At 32.8% G+C, this 18103-nt stretch carries 17 protein-coding genes; 10 read left to right on the top strand and 7 right to left on the bottom strand.

The window, feature by feature from the left end:
* The first annotated feature begins 9 nt into the window (after positions 1 to 9).
* The 8 genes from atpA (at position 10) to BC748_RS04565 (ending at position 9779) form a co-directional block, all read left to right on the top strand.
* On the top strand, positions 10 to 1587 hold the full coding sequence (atpA, locus tag BC748_RS04600; protein WP_133532297.1) for a F0F1 ATP synthase subunit alpha: 1578 nt from the start codon (positions 10 to 12) through the stop codon (positions 1585 to 1587).
* A gap of 92 nt (positions 1588 to 1679) precedes the next feature.
* On the top strand, positions 1680 to 2540 hold the full coding sequence (atpG, locus tag BC748_RS04595) for an ATP synthase F1 subunit gamma (RefSeq protein ID WP_133532296.1): 861 nt from the start codon (positions 1680 to 1682) through the stop codon (positions 2538 to 2540).
* Between the two features lie 489 nt (positions 2541 to 3029).
* On the top strand, positions 3030 to 4490 hold the full coding sequence (locus BC748_RS04590; RefSeq protein ID WP_133532295.1) for a lipopolysaccharide biosynthesis protein: 1461 nt from the start codon (positions 3030 to 3032) through the stop codon (positions 4488 to 4490).
* Positions 4491 to 4761: 271 nt separating this feature from the next.
* Positions 4762 to 5196: a dUTP diphosphatase gene (gene dut, locus BC748_RS04585; RefSeq protein ID WP_133532294.1), complete on the top strand. Its 435-nt coding sequence runs from the start codon at positions 4762 to 4764 to the stop codon at positions 5194 to 5196.
* A gap of 164 nt (positions 5197 to 5360) precedes the next feature.
* Complete coding sequence (locus tag BC748_RS04580; RefSeq protein ID WP_133532293.1) at positions 5361 to 6371, top strand: sugar phosphate nucleotidyltransferase; 1011 nt, start codon at positions 5361 to 5363, stop codon at positions 6369 to 6371.
* A gap of 9 nt (positions 6372 to 6380) precedes the next feature.
* Positions 6381 to 7730, top strand: a complete 1350-nt coding sequence (locus BC748_RS04575; RefSeq protein WP_133532292.1) for a tetratricopeptide repeat protein — start codon at positions 6381 to 6383, stop codon at positions 7728 to 7730.
* Positions 7730 to 8500, top strand: coding sequence for a lipoprotein insertase outer membrane protein LolB1 (gene lolB1 / locus BC748_RS04570; protein WP_342772702.1), 771 nt, complete (start codon positions 7730 to 7732; stop codon positions 8498 to 8500). Before BC748_RS04575 ends, lolB1 begins: the two co-directional genes overlap by 1 nt.
* A gap of 22 nt (positions 8501 to 8522) precedes the next feature.
* Positions 8523 to 9779: a murein hydrolase activator EnvC family protein gene (locus BC748_RS04565; RefSeq protein WP_133532291.1), complete on the top strand. Its 1257-nt coding sequence runs from the start codon at positions 8523 to 8525 to the stop codon at positions 9777 to 9779.
* A 34-nt stretch (positions 9780 to 9813) separates the two neighbouring features.
* Here the strand turns inward: BC748_RS04565 and BC748_RS04560 are convergent, their stop codons facing one another.
* Positions 9814 to 10323, bottom strand: coding sequence for an acyl-CoA thioesterase (locus tag BC748_RS04560; protein ID WP_133532290.1), 510 nt, complete (start codon positions 10321 to 10323; stop codon positions 9814 to 9816).
* Between the two features lie 58 nt (positions 10324 to 10381).
* Positions 10382 to 11344: an HU domain-containing protein gene (locus BC748_RS04555; RefSeq protein WP_133532289.1), complete on the bottom strand. Its 963-nt coding sequence runs from the start codon at positions 11342 to 11344 to the stop codon at positions 10382 to 10384.
* A gap of 103 nt (positions 11345 to 11447) precedes the next feature.
* Between BC748_RS04555 and dprA the strand changes: the two genes are divergently transcribed.
* Entirely contained in the window at positions 11448 to 12563 is a 1116-nt protein-coding gene (gene dprA, locus BC748_RS04550; RefSeq protein WP_133532288.1) for a DNA-processing protein DprA, read from the top strand.
* On the opposite strand, the gene trpS is transcribed toward dprA, so the two are convergent.
* Positions 12556 to 13542, bottom strand: coding sequence for a tryptophan--tRNA ligase (gene trpS / locus BC748_RS04545; RefSeq protein WP_133532287.1), 987 nt, complete (start codon positions 13540 to 13542; stop codon positions 12556 to 12558). The two genes, dprA and trpS, sit on opposite strands and share 8 nt — an antisense overlap.
* 94 nt (positions 13543 to 13636) lie before the next feature.
* On the opposite strand from trpS, the gene BC748_RS04540 reads away from it, so the two are divergent.
* Positions 13637 to 14374, top strand: coding sequence for a lysophospholipid acyltransferase family protein (locus BC748_RS04540; RefSeq protein WP_133532286.1), 738 nt, complete (start codon positions 13637 to 13639; stop codon positions 14372 to 14374).
* An 88-nt stretch (positions 14375 to 14462) separates the two neighbouring features.
* Here the strand turns inward: BC748_RS04540 and BC748_RS04535 are convergent, their stop codons facing one another.
* From BC748_RS04535 to recA, 4 genes are all read right to left on the bottom strand, one after another.
* Positions 14463 to 16010 carry an outer membrane beta-barrel protein gene (locus BC748_RS04535; protein WP_133532285.1) on the bottom strand — a complete coding sequence of 516 codons (1548 nt, stop codon included), beginning with the start codon at positions 16008 to 16010 and terminating at the stop codon, positions 14463 to 14465.
* A complete protein-coding gene (locus BC748_RS04530; RefSeq protein ID WP_133532284.1) occupies positions 16007 to 16555 on the bottom strand; it encodes an RNA polymerase sigma factor in 549 nt (182 codons plus the stop codon). Before BC748_RS04530 ends, BC748_RS04535 begins: the two co-directional genes overlap by 4 nt.
* 10 nt (positions 16556 to 16565) lie before the next feature.
* A complete protein-coding gene (locus tag BC748_RS04525) occupies positions 16566 to 16982 on the bottom strand; it encodes a hypothetical protein (RefSeq protein ID WP_133532283.1) in 417 nt (138 codons plus the stop codon).
* A 91-nt stretch (positions 16983 to 17073) separates the two neighbouring features.
* Positions 17074 to 18078 (bottom strand): recombinase RecA, encoded by a 1005-nt coding sequence (recA, locus tag BC748_RS04520; RefSeq protein ID WP_133532282.1) that lies wholly within the window; start codon positions 18076 to 18078, stop codon positions 17074 to 17076.
* Positions 18079 to 18103: the final 25 nt, after the last annotated feature.

Raw genomic sequence — 18103 nt, 5'->3', positions numbered from 1 at the left:
TATATCAAAATGGCGGAAATTAAAGCTGCTGAAATTTCAGCAATATTAAAAAAACAATTAGAAGGATTTCAATCTGGTGCAACTTTAGAAGAAGTTGGATCAGTACTTCAAGTAGGTGATGGTATCGCTCGTGTTTATGGTTTATCAAATGCACAATATGGTGAGTTAGTACAATTCGAAAACGGATTGGAAGCTATCGTATTGAACTTAGAAGAAGACAACGTTGGTGTTGTACTTTTAGGACCATCAACTGGAATTAGAGAAGGTTCAACTGTAAAAAGAACACAACGTATTGCTTCATTAAAAGTAGGTGAAGGAATTGTTGGTCGTGTTGTTGATACATTAGGTAACCCAATCGACGGTAAAGGTCCAATTGGTGGTGATTTATATGAAATGCCATTAGAAAGAAAAGCTCCTGGAGTTATCTTCCGTCAACCAGTAACAGAACCATTACAAACAGGTATTAAGTCAATCGACGCAATGATTCCTGTTGGACGTGGACAACGTGAGTTAGTGATTGGTGACCGTCAAACAGGTAAAACAACAGTTTGTATCGATACTATCTTAAACCAAAAAGAATTCTACGATGCAGGTCAACCTGTATTTTGTATCTATGTAGCAATTGGACAAAAAGCGTCAACTGTTGCAGGAATTGCAAAAACATTAGAAGAAAAAGGAGCAATGGCTTATACAACAATTGTTGCTGCTAATGCCTCGGATCCAGCGCCAATGCAAGTTTATGCGCCAATGGCTGGAGCTGCAATTGGAGAATATTTCCGCGACTCTGGTCGTCCAGCTTTAATTATCTATGATGATTTATCAAAACAAGCAGTAGCTTACCGTGAGGTTTCTCTTTTATTAAGAAGACCACCAGGACGTGAAGCTTATCCTGGAGACGTTTTCTATCTTCACTCTCGTTTATTAGAGAGAGCTTGTAAAGTGATTGCTGATGACGATATTGCAAGAAACATGAATGATTTACCAGATTCATTGAAACCAATCGTAAAAGGTGGCGGTTCTTTAACAGCTTTACCAATTATCGAAACACAAGCAGGTGACGTTTCTGCATATATTCCAACTAACGTAATTTCGATTACTGACGGACAGATTTTCCTTGATGGAGATTTGTTTAACTCTGGAGTTCGTCCAGCAATTAACGTAGGTATTTCGGTTTCACGTGTTGGAGGAAATGCTCAAATTAAATCGATGAAAAAAGTTTCTGGAACATTAAAATTAGACCAAGCTCAATTCCGTGAATTGGAAGCGTTTGCTAAATTTGGTTCTGACCTTGATGCCGTTACTTTAAACGTAATCGAAAAAGGAAAGAGAAACGTTGAAATCTTGAAACAAGCCGTAAACGATCCTTATACAGTAGAAGACCAAGTAGCAATTATCTATGCTGGTTCTAAAAACTTGTTGAGAAATGTTCCTGTAAATAAAGTAAAAGAATTCGAAAGAGATTATATCGATTACTTAAACAATAAGCACAGAGATACTTTAAATGCTTTAAAAGCAGGTAAGTTAGACGATAACATTACTGACGTTTTAGAAAAAGCAGCTAAAGAAATAGGAGCGAAATATAACTAAAAAAAGTATATTGTATAATTGTATACTGTAGTATGTGAAAATCAGATACAGTATACATTATACAAATTTTTACAATATACAATTTATAAAAAATGGCAAACTTAAAGGAAATCCGTAATAGAATTACTTCCGTTCAGTCAACGATGCAGATTACATCGGCGATGAAAATGGTTTCTGCAGCAAAGTTGAAAAAAGCACAAGATGCGATTACAGCAATGCGTCCTTATGCCGAAAAATTAACGGAATTATTACAAAGTGTTAGCGCAACTCTTGAAGGTGATGCAGGCGGACAATTTACAGCACAGCGTGAAGTAAATAAAGTCTTAGTTGTGGTAATCACTTCAAACCGTGGTTTGTGTGGTGCATTTAATTCAAATGTAATCAAACAATCAAAAATTGTTGCTGATAGTTATGCTGGGAAACAAGTAGATTTTTTTGCTATTGGTAAAAAAGGAAACGATGCTTTCAGAAAAGCAAATACGGTTATTGAAAACAAAAGCGAAGTATTTGACAACTTGACTTTTGATAATGTTGCCGAAATCGCCGAAGTATTAACAAAAAAGTTTACTTCTGGCGAATACGATAAAATTGAAATTGTTTACAATCAATTCAAAAATGCTGCGACACAAATTGTTCAAACTGAGCAGTTTTTACCTTTAGCTCCTGTAAAATCAGATAAACCTGTTTCTGCTGGAGATTATATTTTTGAGCCTTCAAAAGAAGAAATTGTATTAACGTTAATTCCAAAATCGTTAAAAACACAGTTGTATAAATCAATCAGAGATTCTTTTGCTTCTGAACATGGTGCTCGAATGACTGCTATGCACAAAGCAACTGATAACGCTACTGAATTGAGAAACCAATTAAAATTGACTTATAATAAAGCACGTCAAGCGGCAATTACTAATGAAATTTTAGAAATCGTTGGTGGAGCAGAAGCTTTGAAAGGATAAGAAAAACGGTAGTTTTTCAAATCCTAAAAATGCGAAGCTTTGAAAGGATAAGAAAACGGTAGTTTTAAAAATATAAAAAGAGCCAACATTTGTTGGCTCTTTTTTTTGTTAGATTTGTTTTAAAGTAAGAAGCGGAGATTAGAACCATAAATAATACTTTGAAGACTATTAAATAATTGTAATAATAAAATGTAAAAAGAATTTTAAAAATTAAATGGCAACTATAGGATTAATTATTTGTGTTTTAATATTAATTGGGCTCATTTACTATCATGTAAAATATAAAAAGCCTTTTGTGAATTATGATGACAACATTTATGAGAAAATGACAACGCTGAGATTTTATTTTATGTTAATATTTCTTATTCTAGTTCTTATTTTCTTGCATTTAAAAAAGTATAATCTCATTTAAAAACCTCCAACAATTTTAATCTTTTAATCTTTCATTCAATTTAATACCTATTTTTGTTCTTTCTATTATAACACACTTTGAGTTTATCTAAATCGCTTTTCAAACAAACGGCTATCTACGGATTAGCAACGGTTTTACCAAGGATAATTAGTTTTATTCTCAATCCTTTATTTGTAAAATATTTACCCGATAGAGCTGCGAATGGCGATGTAGCATTGATTTTCGCTTATTTGGTTTTTTTCAATGTCATTCTTGCTTATGGAATGGAAACTGCTTTTTTTAGGTTTTACAACAAAGAAGAAAATAAGAAATCCGTCATTTCAACTGCGATGGTTTCGTTGTTTTGGTCTTCGATTGCGTTTTTATTCATTGGTTTACTTTTCCGAAAAACCGTAGCCGATTGGACCAATATCAACATTGAAAACATCACTTATGCGATATGGATATTGGTTTTGGATGCGTTGGTTATTATTCCGTTTTCGCGATTAAGAGCCGAAAAAAGACCAATGCAATATGCCATCATTAAAATATTTAATGTCACCATAAATCTTCTACTCAACGTTTTCTTTTTGATTTTTTTACCAAAATGGGTTCAAAATCCAAACTATTCCTGGTTAAAAATGTTGTACTACGAAAATTTTGAAGTTGGCTATGTTTTTGTTGCTGGTTTAATTTCAAGTTTAGTAACCTTTATCATTCTTTCTCCCGATTATTTCAGCATAAGCTGGAAGTTTGATTCCGTTTTATGGAAAAAAATGTTCCGCTATGCTTTCCCAATTTTAATTGCCGGAATTGCTTTTGCCATCAACGAACATTTAGATAAAATCCTATTGGAAAAATTAGGCGTTTCAAAGTCAGATATAGGTGCTTATTCGGCTTGTTATAAGATTGGAATGTTCATGGTCTTATTCCGAACAGCCTATACACTGGGCATTGAACCGTTCTTTTTTAGCTATGCTAACAATGAAAACGCACCACAAACCTATGCAACTATAACCAAATATTTTGTCATTTTTGGTTCGTTCATATGCTTGTTTGTTATCGTTTTTGTCGATGTATTAAAATATATTTTAGTTCCAAAGCCTGAATATTGGTACGCATTAGAAGTCGTTCCGCTAATCGTTTTGGCCAATTTTTTCCTCGGAATTTATACCAATTTATCCGTTTGGTACAAATTGATGGACAAAACCAAAATCGGCGCATACATCTCCATTGTTGGCGCCATAGTAACTTTAGCTTTAAACTTCATCCTAATCCAAAAATACAGCTATATCGGTTCAGCCATTGCAACCATTGCGGCTTATGGAACCATGATGATTATTTCCTATCAAATGGGACAAAAAAAATATCCAATTCCCTACGAAATGAATGTTATTTTGAAATATCTAGGAATTACAGTTTTCTTTTCCGCAATTTCGTTCTACATTCCCATTTTAAGAGAAAATTATGTTGTTAAAATACTGTTGCTTTCACTATTTTTATACTTTATTTACCACAACGAAAAAGCAACACTTTTACGAATTCTAAAAAGAAAATAGTTCAGAAGCCAATCGCGCTGTACATTTCAAACAAGGTTCACTGAACACCAATTAAAATTATTTTCTGTGAAGTAATCTTTTTATTCAAAGCTAAGATTTTCTAATACTAAAAAGAGCTTCCTTTGGTCGCTTTTTTAGCTTAAGAAAATCTAAAAGCTTTCATAAAAAAGGATTTCCATTCCCATCACGGCTAGATACTAAAACGCTAAAAAATTCCCCAAAAACTAAAAACCTTATTATCTTAGCAACTTATAATTTAGCAATTGCAAGAATGACCATAAAAATCATCAATAAATCAAACCACGATTTACCCAATTACGAAACCATTGCCTCAGCAGGAATGGATTTACGCGCCAATATTCAAGAACCAATAACCTTGAAATCACTAGAAAGAACCATTGTAAAAACAGGACTTTTCATTGAATTGCCAATCGGTTATGAAGCACAAGTTCGTCCAAGAAGTGGTTTAGCTGCCAAAAAAGGAATTACCGTTCTCAATTCACCAGGAACAGTCGATGCCGATTATCGTGGCGAAATTGGCGTGATTTTAGTAAATTTATCCCAAGAAGATTTCGTTATCGAAAACGGGGAACGAATAGCACAACTAATCATCGCCAAACACGAACGCGCCGAATGGATAGAAGTTCAAGAATTAACCGAAACATCTCGTGGTGAAGGCGGATTTGGAAGCACAGGAGTGAAGTAGTAAGCAGTTTTCATCCCGAAGTTTTGTGAGGAGTGATAAGAAAAAAATAAAACCCTTGTGAACTTTACGTAAATCTTTGTGAACTTTGTGGTTAAAAACTTTACAGTAAAAAAATAAAACTAATTTGAGGATGAGATTACTTCGTTCCTCGCAATGACAAAAAAATGAAAATAATAGTACCAATGGCTGGTCGTGGTTCCAGATTAAGACCACACACATTAACAATTCCAAAACCATTAATTCCAATTGCAGGAAAACCAATCGTTCACCGTTTGGTTGAAGATATCGCAGGTGTTTTAAATCAACCGATTGAAGAAGTTGCGTTTATCATTCACGAAAGTTTTGGCAAAAAAGTGGAAGAAGAATTAGTTGCCATCGCTCAAAAATTAGGAGCAAAAGGAACCATTTATTATCAAAATGAAGCTTTAGGAACTGGTCATGCTATTATGTGCGCCAAAGATTCGTTAAGCGGTTCAGCAGTTATCGCTTATGCGGATACATTAATTCGTGCCGATTTCGATTTAGATACATCAGCCGATAGCGTTATTTGGGTAAAACAAGTTGATCAACCCGAAGCTTTTGGTGTAGTAAACCTAAATGCTAATGGAGAAATAATCGAATTAGTTGAAAAACCAAAAGAATTCGTTTCTGATTTAGCTGTCATAGGAATTTACTATTTTAAAGACGTTGCGGTTTTGAAAAATGAGTTACAAGCTGTTTTGGATAATAACATTATTCACGGTGGCGAATACCAAATTAACGACGGAATTAAGCAAATGATGCAAAAAGGCATGAAATTTGTACCAGGAAAAGTAGATGAATGGATGGATTGCGGAAACAAAGACGTTACAGTTGACACAAACAACAGAATGTTAGGCTTTTTACATAATGATGGAGAACATTTGGTAGATTATGATGTGAAGTTAGAAAATTCAACGATTATTCCACCGTGTTATATTGGAGAAGATGTAGTTTTAATAAATGCAACCGTTGGACCAAATGTTTCCCTTGGAAAAGGTTGTCACGTTGTTAATAGTACAATAAAAAACAGTTTGGTGCAAACGCATTCTAACATCAAAAACGCCAATTTAGACAATGCTATGATTGGAAATCACGCTACTTTTGATGGTAGTTTCAAAAGCATCAGCATCGGAGATTATTCCGTTTTAGAATAAAAATAATTAATGAAAAAAAGTCTTTTTTATAGTTTTCTTTTAGGAATAATTTTTATTCCAAACACGCTTTTGGCTCAAACCGAACCCGAAGATGTTGCTGCGGTTTCTAGTGAGTTTCAAGACAATTATTATGAGTCGCTAAAACAAAAAGGAATTGAAAACTATGACAAAGCTATTCTTTCTTTAGAAAAATGCTTGACTTTAGAACCTAATAATCCGGTTGTTTTTTTCGAATTAGGCAAAAATTATTTAGCCCAAAGAAACTATAAACAAGCCTATGATAATTTCGAAAAAGTAACCAAAATTGAACCACAAAATCGTTGGGCTTGGGTTGGAATGTATGACGTTTGCTATGAAACGAAAGATTACAATCAAGCAATTATAATCGTTGAAAAATTAATAGAATTCAAAGAAGATTATAAAGAAGATTTGGTTTCACTTTATATGAATACGCAACAGCATGACAAAGCGTTAGAACTTATAAACGAGTTAAACGAAAAAGTTGGTAAATCAGACAAGCGAGATTTATACAAAGCGGATATTCTGAAGGATGCCAAATATCAAAGTGCTGAAAAAAACAATCTTTTAGATCAAATTAAAAAATTCCCAAAAGAAGAGTCCAATTATATTGAACTGATTTATATGTATTCGCAAAGTAATCAGGAAGAAAAAGCATTGGAAATTGCTCAAAAATTAGAAAAAGAAATTCCAACTTCCGATTGGGCACAAGTAAGTTTATTTAAGTTTCATTTGAATAATAATGAAGGTGAAAAAGCTGTAAAAGCAATGAACATTGTACTATCGAGTAGAAAAATAGACTCTAGAATAAAACATAGAATTTTGAACGAATTTTTGATTTTCACCAAAACGAATCCTCAATTTGAGAATGATTTGGATAAAGCAATTAGCTATTTTAGTGATGACAAAGAGGTTAGAGTTTCAAAAGAAATTGCAAAATTTTATTATTCAAAAAAACAATGGGATAAAGCCCAAAAATACTTTGAAATGCATCTAAAAACTACATCCGAAGATATTGAAAGTCAGGTGCTTTTACTTCAAACCAATGTAGAGTTATCGCAATTTGAAAATGTTGCTAAAAGAGCAGAAGAATTAACTCAGTTTTATCCAACGCAACCAGAATTTTATTATTACTTAGGTTTGGCTAACAATCAATTACCAAATTATAAAAAAGCAAAAGACGCATTAGAAACCGGTTTGGACTTTGTTGTAAATGATGAATCACTTGAAATTAATTTTTATGTTCAACTCGGTGAAGCGTTCAACAGATTAGGCGATATGAAGAAAAAAGAAACCTATTTTTCTAAAGCAAACGATTTAATAAAAAAGCAAAAAAAATAATGATAAAGAAAATTGCTCCAGTTGTTCTTCTGTTTTTATTTATGATTTCTTGTAAGTCAAAAGCGGTGCTTGCTGAAGGAAAGGCAGACGATGTTTTGAGTGCTGAGTCAATAATTCAAAGTCATTATAACAATAAATTAGATTTTAAAACGTTATACATAAAATCATCGGCTAGATATGAAGATGCTAAACAAACGCAAAACGTTTCGGCTGATATTCGAATAAAAAAAGACGAAAAAATTCTAGTAAGCATTCGTTTTTTGGGAATTACAATGGCAAAAGCATTAATTACGCCAGAGGAAGTGATGTACTATGAAGTCATAAACGGCAGCTATTTTGAAGGAAATTACGAGTCGTTAAGTCAATGGCTTGGAACAGAATTAGATTATCAAAAAGTGCAAAACATGCTTTTAGGTCAAGCCATGGATAATTTAGAAAATGAAAAATATAAAGCAGAAATAGTAGAAAAATTATACAAACTATCAACGCTTAATTCTAAAAACGAAAAGAGTTTTTCATTTGAATCAGAACGGTTTTTATTAAAAAAACAAGAAGTAAATCAGCCAGAAAAAGAAAGGACACTAACGGTAATTTATCCAAGTTTTCAAGATATTTCTACATTGATTTTACCATCTAGTTTGAATATATTTGCAATACAAAAAAAAGGAAAAACAGCCATCGAAGTTGAATATAAATCCATCAAAGTAAATGAGGAATTATCATTCCCTTATAATGTTCCTGATGGTTATGAGAGAATTTCAATTAATTAGATTTGCTTTTTAAAACAATACTATGTCAAAATACGTTTTAAGTTTATTATTCTTTTGTTTCACTTCACTTTTGTGGAGTCAACCGCCAACGCAAGAACAACTCGAGGAACGAAAATTAAAAATTCAACAAGAAATTCAAGAGAAACAAGAACTTTTGAAGTCTGTTAAAAGCAAAGAGAAATCAGTAGTAAGCCAATTGCTAATTCAAAAAGAAAAAATTGGTTTAAAAGAAAAACTCATCCGAACTACTGAAAAACAAACCAAGTTATTAAGTGATGATATTTATACCAATCAGCTTAAAATAAACCAGTTAAATAGAGATTTAGTTCAGCTTAGAGAAGATTATGCCGAGATGATTCGCAAATCCTACAAAAGCCGTTCAGAACAAAGTCGCGCCATGTTTTTGTTATCTTCAGAAAATTTTCTTCAAGCCTACAAACGAGCACAATACATGAAGCAATATGCGAGTTATCGAAAAATGCAAGGCGAAGAAATCAAGCAAAAGTCAACTCAATTAATTGCTTACAACGAGAAAATTGGTGCACAGAAAAGTGAAAAAGAAAAGCTAATTGCTGAAAATGAAAAGGAAAAAATAGAACTAGAGAAAGAAAGAAAAGAACAAGAAAAATTAGCCAAACAAATACAAAAAGAAAAAGGAAAGATTTCGGCAGAAATCAAGAAAAAACAAGCCGAAACCAAAAAAATTGATGCACAAATCAAGAAATTGATACGTGATGCGATTGCTGCAGCGAACAAGAAAACTGCTGCTGCCAACTTGAAATCAAATCCAAAAACAACAGCAGCTGAGAAAAAAGCAATAGAATCTTCAACTAAAATTGTCTTAACTCCAGAAGGTAAAATTGTTTCAGATAATTTTAAATCCAATAAAGGCAGATTGCCTTGGCCAGTTGAAAATGGTGCTATTACCCTTGGTTATGGTGATCAGCCACATCCTGTTTTCAAATCGCTAACAGTTCACAACAGTGGAATTGAAATCACAACCGATAGTGGTTCAAACGCAAGAGCTGTTTTTGCTGGAGAAGTAACACAAGTCCAAGTATTAACGCCACTAAAGAAAGCAGTCGTTGTAAAACATGGAGACTTTTTTACGGTATATCAAAACTTAAGTACCGTTTCTGTTCAAGCAGGTGATAAAGTGTCTATAAAACAAACTCTTGGAAGAATTAGAACCGATGGTGATGGAAGAACAATTCTGAAATTCATTATTTCTCAAAACACAACCTATTTCAACCCGAAACTTTGGTTGTCTGCTAGATAAAAAAAAAGTCCCGATTTTAATTGGGACTTTTTAATTATACAAACAATGCTTTCAATTCAGTAGCATCGTGAGGATTCATTTTCCCCGCTAAAACCAAACTCAATTGTTTTCTGCGCAAAGCAGCATCAAATCGTGCTTTTTCTTCTTCGGTTTCAGGAATAAGTTGCGGCACAGGAACAGGATTCCCCGTTTCGTTAACGGCAACAAAAGTATAAATGGCTTCATTAGCTTTCGTTCTAATTCCTGATTCTCTATCTTCTATCCAAACATCTAGATAGATTTCCATTGATGATGTAAAAGCGCGAGAAACTTTGGCTTCAACGGTAACCACACTTCCCAAAGGAATTGATTTGTTAAACGCCACGTGATTTACAGAGGCAGTAACCGTAATTCTGCGCGAATGTCTTCTTGCAGCAATGCTTGCAGCTCTGTCCATTCTAGCTAATAATTCGCCACCAAATAAATTGTTCAAAGGATTGGTTTCACTTGGCAAAACCAAATCGGTTAAGATCGTCAACGATTCTGAAGGATGTTTTGGGCTCATACTTTTTTTGCAAAGGTAATTACTGCAAATAAAAAATCCTGATTTCTCAGGATATATTTTATAATTCTTCAATAAGCAACCAAGCATCTTTGTTGTCCAGCTTTTTGATGTCTTTCATAGCATTATGTGCTTCAGAGTAAGACGAAAAACTTCCATAAAGAACCGGATGTAAACCATGTTTATTAGGCGGTAATCTTTTTGCTTTAAATCCTAATCGCAACAACGTTTTATAAGCGTTTTCGGCATTATTTTCAATTCTAAAAGCACCAGCAACAACATGATAAGGTTGTTTTTCTTCGCTTGATGGAACTGTTAAAGTCACACTTGGTAAAGGATTTTCAATAAAAAAAGTTGCTTCTTGTATTTTTTGATTTACCTTTTTCTGAACATTAGTTTCAACCAAAAGCGTTTCTTGTGCAATTCGGTTTTCGTAATTTTCATAAAGTTTAAAGCCTACAACACCAGAAATTCCAGCTGTTAGTAAAAATACAGCGGCATATTTTAACCAATTTTTATTATTTCTTCTTTCTGGAGTAATAGCAATCGGTACAATTTCTTCTATGGCTTCCGCTTGTTCTTTATACACTTCACGAAGTGTTTCTCTTTGAACTGACGGCGAGATATAATTACTCAATCCGAACGATTCTTTCAAATAATTGATTTGTTCAGCAGGAATGAAAACAATATTTTTTTCAGAATTTAAACGAAATCCACCAATGTTTTTGATTGAAAATTGTCCAATTTCTTGAATTTTCTCTTTCCAAACCGTCACTTCGTTTTGAATGATAGTGATAGCAACTTCGTATGATATTTTTTCTGCTTGCGCCAAATGATTAGCAAGCAATCCGTCGTTATTTTTAATATAAGGATTGAATGAAATCAATTTGGAAGGAGGAAAAAACGAATTTGTATTTTCATCTATTCGTGCCGATTGGTTTTCGGTCAAAAAAGCACCAAAACCCGGAACGGTAACGCATTGATAACGGTAAAGTAATTGGGAAATATATTGTTCAATCTTCATGGCAACAAATTTAGATAAACAATGCTTTTGGCAAAAAAATATTCACAGAATTTATTAACAATCGCAATAAAAAATTGTATAAATTGCCCCACAAATAATAAGGATGGTTTTAGAAGATTTACATTATGTGTTGGCTTTGCAAAAAGTAGAAGGTGTTGGCGATGTTGTTGCCAAAAAACTCATTAATCACTGTGGTTCTGCCAAAGAAGTATTTGATGCAAAGCCATCACATCTCAAAAGCATCGATGGTGTTGGTGATATTTTGATTAAAAATCTTAAAGATAAAACAGTACTCACAAAAGCGGAAGAAGAAGTTGGATTTATCCAAAATGAGAAGATTGATTGTCTTTATTACAAAGATTACAACTATCCTGACAGGTTAAAACACTGTATCGATGGTCCAATAGTATTATTTGCGTCGGGCAATTTGGATTTCCAAAATCGCAGGATGATTAGCATTGTTGGAACAAGACAAATCACTTCCTATGGTACTGAATTTTGCAAAAAACTTATAGAAGATTTAGCCGTTTTCAATCCAGTCATTGTCAGTGGATTTGCTTATGGTGTTGATATTGTTGCGCATCAAGCAGCTATGGAAAACAACCTTCAAACGGTTGGTGTTTTAGCACATGGATTGAATCAAATTTATCCCAAAACACATAAAAAGTATGTAGCTAAAATGGAACAAAATGGAGGTTTTTTAACCGAATTTTGGAGTAGTTCTAATCCGGATAAAGAAAATTTTGTCCGTCGTAATAGAATTGTTGCCGGAATGAGTGAAGCCACAATCGTAATTGAAAGTGCTGAAAAAGGAGGTTCATTAATTACGGCTAACTTGGCAAATGATTATAATCGAGATGTTTTTGCTGTTCCTGGAAGAACGACAGATAAGTTAAGTCAAGGATGTAATGATTTGATAAAAACTCAACGAGCCAACTTAATGACTTCAGCGGCAGATTTGGCTTATATTTTAAATTGGGAATTGGAGCAATCAACAACTTCAAATAATGCCAAAACAATACAAAAACAACTTTTTGTTTCTTTAGATAATGATGAGCAAAAAATTTATGATTATCTCCAAAAAAACGGAAAGCAACTACTGGATGTAATTGCTCTCGATTGTGAATTTCCAATATTTAAAATTTCTTCAATATTGCTGAATATGGAATTGAAAGGTGTGATTAGACCTTTGCCTGGAAAATTATTTGAGGCTATTTAGCTTTTTCAAACCCCAATTTTTCTCTAACTTTATTCAAAACCCCATCAGCTACAATTGAAGCTTTTTTGGCGCCTTCTTTTAAAAGTTGATCCACTTCATCTAGATTGTTAATATAGTAATTGTATTTTTCTCTTTCGGTTTTAAAACGTTCCACGATAAGTTCAAACAAGGCTTGTTTCGCATGACCATAACCAAAATCACGATTAACATTTTGGTATTTTAACTTCATTTCGGCAATTTGTTCAGTAGTTGCAACTAATTTATAAATCGCAAAAATTTTGCACGTATCTGGATTTTTCGGTTCTTCAAGCGGTGTACTATCAGTTTCAATGCTCATGATTTGCTTACGCAATGCTTTGTCATCTAGGAAAATGTTGATGATATTACCACGAGATTTACTCATTTTGTGTCCATCTGTGCCAGGAATGTACATGGTTTCTTCTTGTACTTTTCCTTCGGGAAGTACAAAAGTTTCACCCATTTGATTGTTGAATTTTGAAGCAACATCACGAGTAATTTCAATGTGTTGCATTTGGTCTTTTCCAACTGGAACAAAATCGATATCATACAACAAAATATCCGCAGCCATCAACATTGGATAGGAAAACAATCCCGCATTGACATCGGCTAATCTATCGGCTTTATCTTTAAAAGAATGTGCTAAAGTCAAGCGTTGAAATGGGAAAAAACAGCTCAAATACCAAGATAATTCAGCCGTTTGTGCTACGTCGCTTTGGCGATAGAAAACCACTTTGTTTACATCCAAACCACAAGCAAGCCATGTTGCCGCAACACTGTAAGTATTTGCTCGAAGCGTTTCGCCATCTTTAATTTGAGTAATCGAATGCAAATCGGCGATAAAAAGAAAAGTTTCGTTCTTTTCGTCTTTTGATAACTCAATGGCTGGAATAATTGCTCCTAATAAATTTCCTAAATGTGGCGTTCCTGTACTTTGTACTCCGGTTAATATTCTTGACATAGTTTGCTGAATTTATTTCAGTATCGAAATTGATTTTACCGCAAAGTTAATCGTTTGTTACAAAAATTGCATACGTTTTATTACATTTGACCACATGAGAGCAGTAAAAATTATTTTTTGGACATTATATCGAGTTTGGTTTTATATCCTAATGGCGATTCCAATAATAGTGATGTTTCCGTTTTTGTTCATTTCGATACTTTCGGAAAAATGGTATCCTTATTTTTTTGTGATGGCCAGAATTTGGGCAAAATGTATTCTTTTCGGAATGGGTTTCCCAACTAGAGTTACTTTTGAACAAGAAATCGAAGAAGGGAAAAGCTATATGTTTGTTGCCAATCATACTTCGATGACCGATATTATGTTGATGCTTTCAATTGTGAAAAATCCTTTTGTATTTGTTGGGAAAAAAGAACTTTCGAAAATTCCTTTGTTTGGATTTTTCTACAAACGAACATGTATTTTGGTTGACAGAAGTAGTTCTAAAAGCAGAATGGAAGTATTTAATAGAGCACAAACTAGAATTAATCAAGGATTGAGTATTTGTATTTTCCCCGAAGGTGGCGTTCCAGATGAAAGTGTTCTTTTAGACGACTTTAAAGATGGTGCATTTCGATTAGCGATTGAGCATCAATTGCCAATTGTACCTTTGACTTTTTATGATAACAAACGTCATTTTTCCTATACTTTTTTAAGTGGAAATCCAGGATTAATGAGAGCAAAAGTGCATCGTTTTTTTGAAACAAAAAACCAAAACCCAGAGTATAAAAAAATTGTAAAGGAAGAGGTTAGAAAAATAATTTTAACCGAATTACAAAACGATTTGAAATAAAAAAGAGTTCCTTGATTAGGAACTCTTTTTAGTTATTGCTCGAAAGCCAATAACACCACTTAACTAATTTTTTTAAACTTTTAACAAACTAAAAACTGTAACTAATACCAGAATAAATTCCAATAATGTATGGCTTGAAATTCTCAGAATCTCTTGAGAATGTATTGATTTGATATTTAAATGTCGGTTCAATTCTAGCTTGAAATTGTTTATAAAACTTATAATTCAAACCCAAACCAAGATTAGTACTAAAATGAACAGTGTTTAAGTTGGTAGCTTCTCCAAGTTTCATTCTCATGCCATCAGCTTCAAGAAAAACTTCATTATTGCTTAGAAACATTGTACTCATTCCGCCAAGAATTTCTATTCCAAATTTACTGTCAACTACTTTATATGAAAGTTCCAAAGGCAGTTCGATGAAACCCATTCTTTGATTTAAAACGCCATCATTTTGTTCTGTTTGTAATTTATTAAATGATGTTGTATTTAAATTTTTAATTGGTATAATTTCAATTAAAGAACCTTGTAAAGTTGGCTCAACATTTTTCATCATCCTTGCATTACTGTTTTGAAAAAAAACAATATCGTTAGTGTTATAATCAACGGTAAAAGCATTGATACCTGTTCTAACTTTTATTTTTTTATTCACAGCATAATTCACAGCAACACCATAACTTAAATTGGTATTGTATGCTTTAGTGTTTTCATCAAGATTTTCATCAAGAGGCGAACCATCAGAGAACGAACCAAAATAAATAGGAGCAAGATTAGGTGTAACTTGCCACCTATTTAATTTTTGTTCTTTGGCAATCTGTTTTTCTTTTTCATTAAGCAATTCTTCCAATTTGTTTGTTTCTACAGTAGCAATTGCTGTAGAATCTTTGGCAGCATTATTTTCACCTTTTATAGCAATATCTTCTTGATTTTTCATAGCAATTTTATCAATGCTGATATTGTTTTCTGTTTTCAATTCGTTTTGTTTTTCTGGCGAATTGAAATTGTTTTTTATAATTTTTTCGTCTTCAGTTATTTTGTTTTCGGCGAGACTATTATTTGAATTTCTTTCTGAATTTTGATTAACAAATGCTTCAGTACCAGTATTTTTTATTTTTTGTTTATGCTTATTATGATTAGCTACTGTCGCTTCATCTGAAACATTTTTTTCAAATGAATTGATTGATCTTTTCGTTTTTCTAGAAGATTTTCCAGTTGGATTTTGCTCTTTGTCTTTTTCTGAGTTTAAATTTTCTTTTGTTTTTAAATCAGAATCAGTTGCAACAATGGCATCTTCTGTAACTTGTGTCTCTTTCGATTTTTCTAGTGAACTATTGATTTCAGAATTCTTTTTTTCTACCGAAATGGTATTGTCTTTTTCATTAGACGTATCGTTTTTACTATCAATCACAACATTGTTGTTAGGATTGATAACTACGTCATCATTGGAATTCCATATAAAAAGGCCAATAACGAAAAGTGCTGCAACTCCAGAAGTCCACCACCAAAAAGGAATAACTCTTCGTTTTTTCTTTTCTTTTAGCCTTTCTTCAATAGTTGACCAAACAATTTCTGGCGGAGTAACTTCAAAATCTTGAAATTTTTCCTGAAAGAGTTGATCTATTTTTTTTCTTTCACTCATTGTATTGAAGGTATATTTTTATTACCTGTATTTTGTTCTATTTTTTCTTTTAAAATCATTTTTGCTCTTGACAAATTTGATTTTGATGTTCCTATATTTATCGAAAGCATATCTGCAATTTCTTGGTGAGAATAGCCATCAACTACATAAAGATTGAAAACCAGTCTGTATCTATCGGGCAATTCTTGAATAATTTTTGTTAGATATTCAACGGATATTTCGTCTTCATTTTCAACTTCAACATCAATATCCTCAGGAACATCATCTTTTACTAAACTCAAAAAAGTTTCTTTTCTATATTGTTGAAGAATATAATTAACCATTACTCTTCTAATCCAACCGTCAAATGAACCTTTGAAAGAATATAAATGTATTTTTTCAAAAATTAATAAAAACCCTTCTTGTAAATTATCTTGCGCTTCAGTATAGTTACGAGAATATTTCAAGCAGACAGAAAACAATTTAGGAGCATACTGTCTATATAATTGTTCTTGTGCTTTTATGTTATTCTTTTTGCAATCATCTATGAGTTGTTCTATACTCAAGCGAAAATAATTAATTATTTACTACAGCTTCATATTCTATGTACTGGTCAGCACCATTAGCGTCAACACCTGTCCAAAATCTAAAATGATATGTTCCTACTGATTTCGGTTTAAAACTCAACGGTACAGTTAAAATATAATCATTTCCTTGACCAGGAACACATTCTGTTGAATTTATTTTTGTACAATATACAGCAACTGTTCTTTCATTTCCTAAGCTATTATAATAGAAATTAGCAAAGTTGTGACAAGATGTTGGTCTTATGTACGTTATAGGAATTTCAGTAATACTATCTACTTTAAATGCAGTGGGCATTTCAACTTGACTAATAGGAACAATTTCTAAATTTAACTGTTGCTCTTCTCCATCTAAAGAACAAGAGAAAAGAAGCAAACTGCTTAATACTATAAATATAACCTGTTTCATTATTTTTTCATTTTTTGTTAGATGCCTTTTTTATTTAAAGGTTGCGTGTTTTAGATAAAAAAATCCCGCTGTTAGCAGGATTTTATTTTTTTTAAGCGTTATTCTCTTTGATTAGCTCTTTAATTTTAAGTTCTAATTCGTCTGCCAATTCTGGATTATCTTTTATTAGTGATTTAACCGCATCTCGACCTTGACCTAGTTTTGTTTCACCATAACTAAACCATGAACCTGCTTTTTTAATAATTTCAAATTCTACAGCTAAGTCTAAAATTTCTCCTGTTTTTGAAACACCTTCACCATACATAATATCAAATTCAGCAGTTTTAAATGGTGGTGCAACTTTATTTTTTACTACTTTAACTTTAGTTCTATTTCCTATGACATTGTCGCCTTCTTTTATTTGTGTAGCACGACGAATATCCAAACGAACGGAAGCATAAAATTTCAATGCATTTCCACCTGTTGTTGTTTCTGGATTCCCAAACATAACGCCAATTTTCTCTCTCAACTGATTGATAAAGAAAACAGTACAATGTGTTTTGCTGATCGTTCCAGTAAGTTTTCTTAGCGCTTGTGACATTAAACGAGCGTGTAATCCCATTTTAGAATCGCCCATTTCGCCTTCGATTTCACTTTTTGGCGTTAGGGCAGCAACCGAGTCAATTACAACAATATCTATAGCTCCAGAACGGATAAGATTTTCAGCAATTTCTAATGCTTGTTCACCATTATCAGGTTGTGAAATGATAAGGTTTTCAATATCTACCCCTAATTTTTCGGCATAATTTCTATCAAATGCATGTTCGGCATCAATAAAAGCAGCAATTCCACCAGCTTTTTGAGCTTCGGCTATAGCATGTAATGTTAATGTTGTTTTCCCTGATGATTCCGGACCATATATTTCAATAACTCTTCCTTTTGGGTAACCATTTACACCTAATGCTAAATCTAGACCAAGCGAACCTGAGGAAATAACTTCTACTTCTTCAACGGCTTTATCGCCCATTTTCATAACAGTTCCTTTACCGTAAGCTTTGTCTAGTTTATCTAATGTTAGTTGTAATGCTTTTAATTTGGCTTCTTTTTCTGAACTCATTTTTTTATAAAATTAATTGGCATAA

Origin of the sequence: Flavobacterium dankookense (assembly GCF_004362665.1) — a bacterium.
In the GTDB taxonomy this organism is placed as follows: Bacteria; Bacteroidota; Bacteroidia; order Flavobacteriales; family Flavobacteriaceae; genus Flavobacterium; species Flavobacterium dankookense.
The sequence above is the reverse complement of the archived record's forward strand: the minus strand, read 5'-3'. Positions and strand labels throughout refer to the sequence as shown.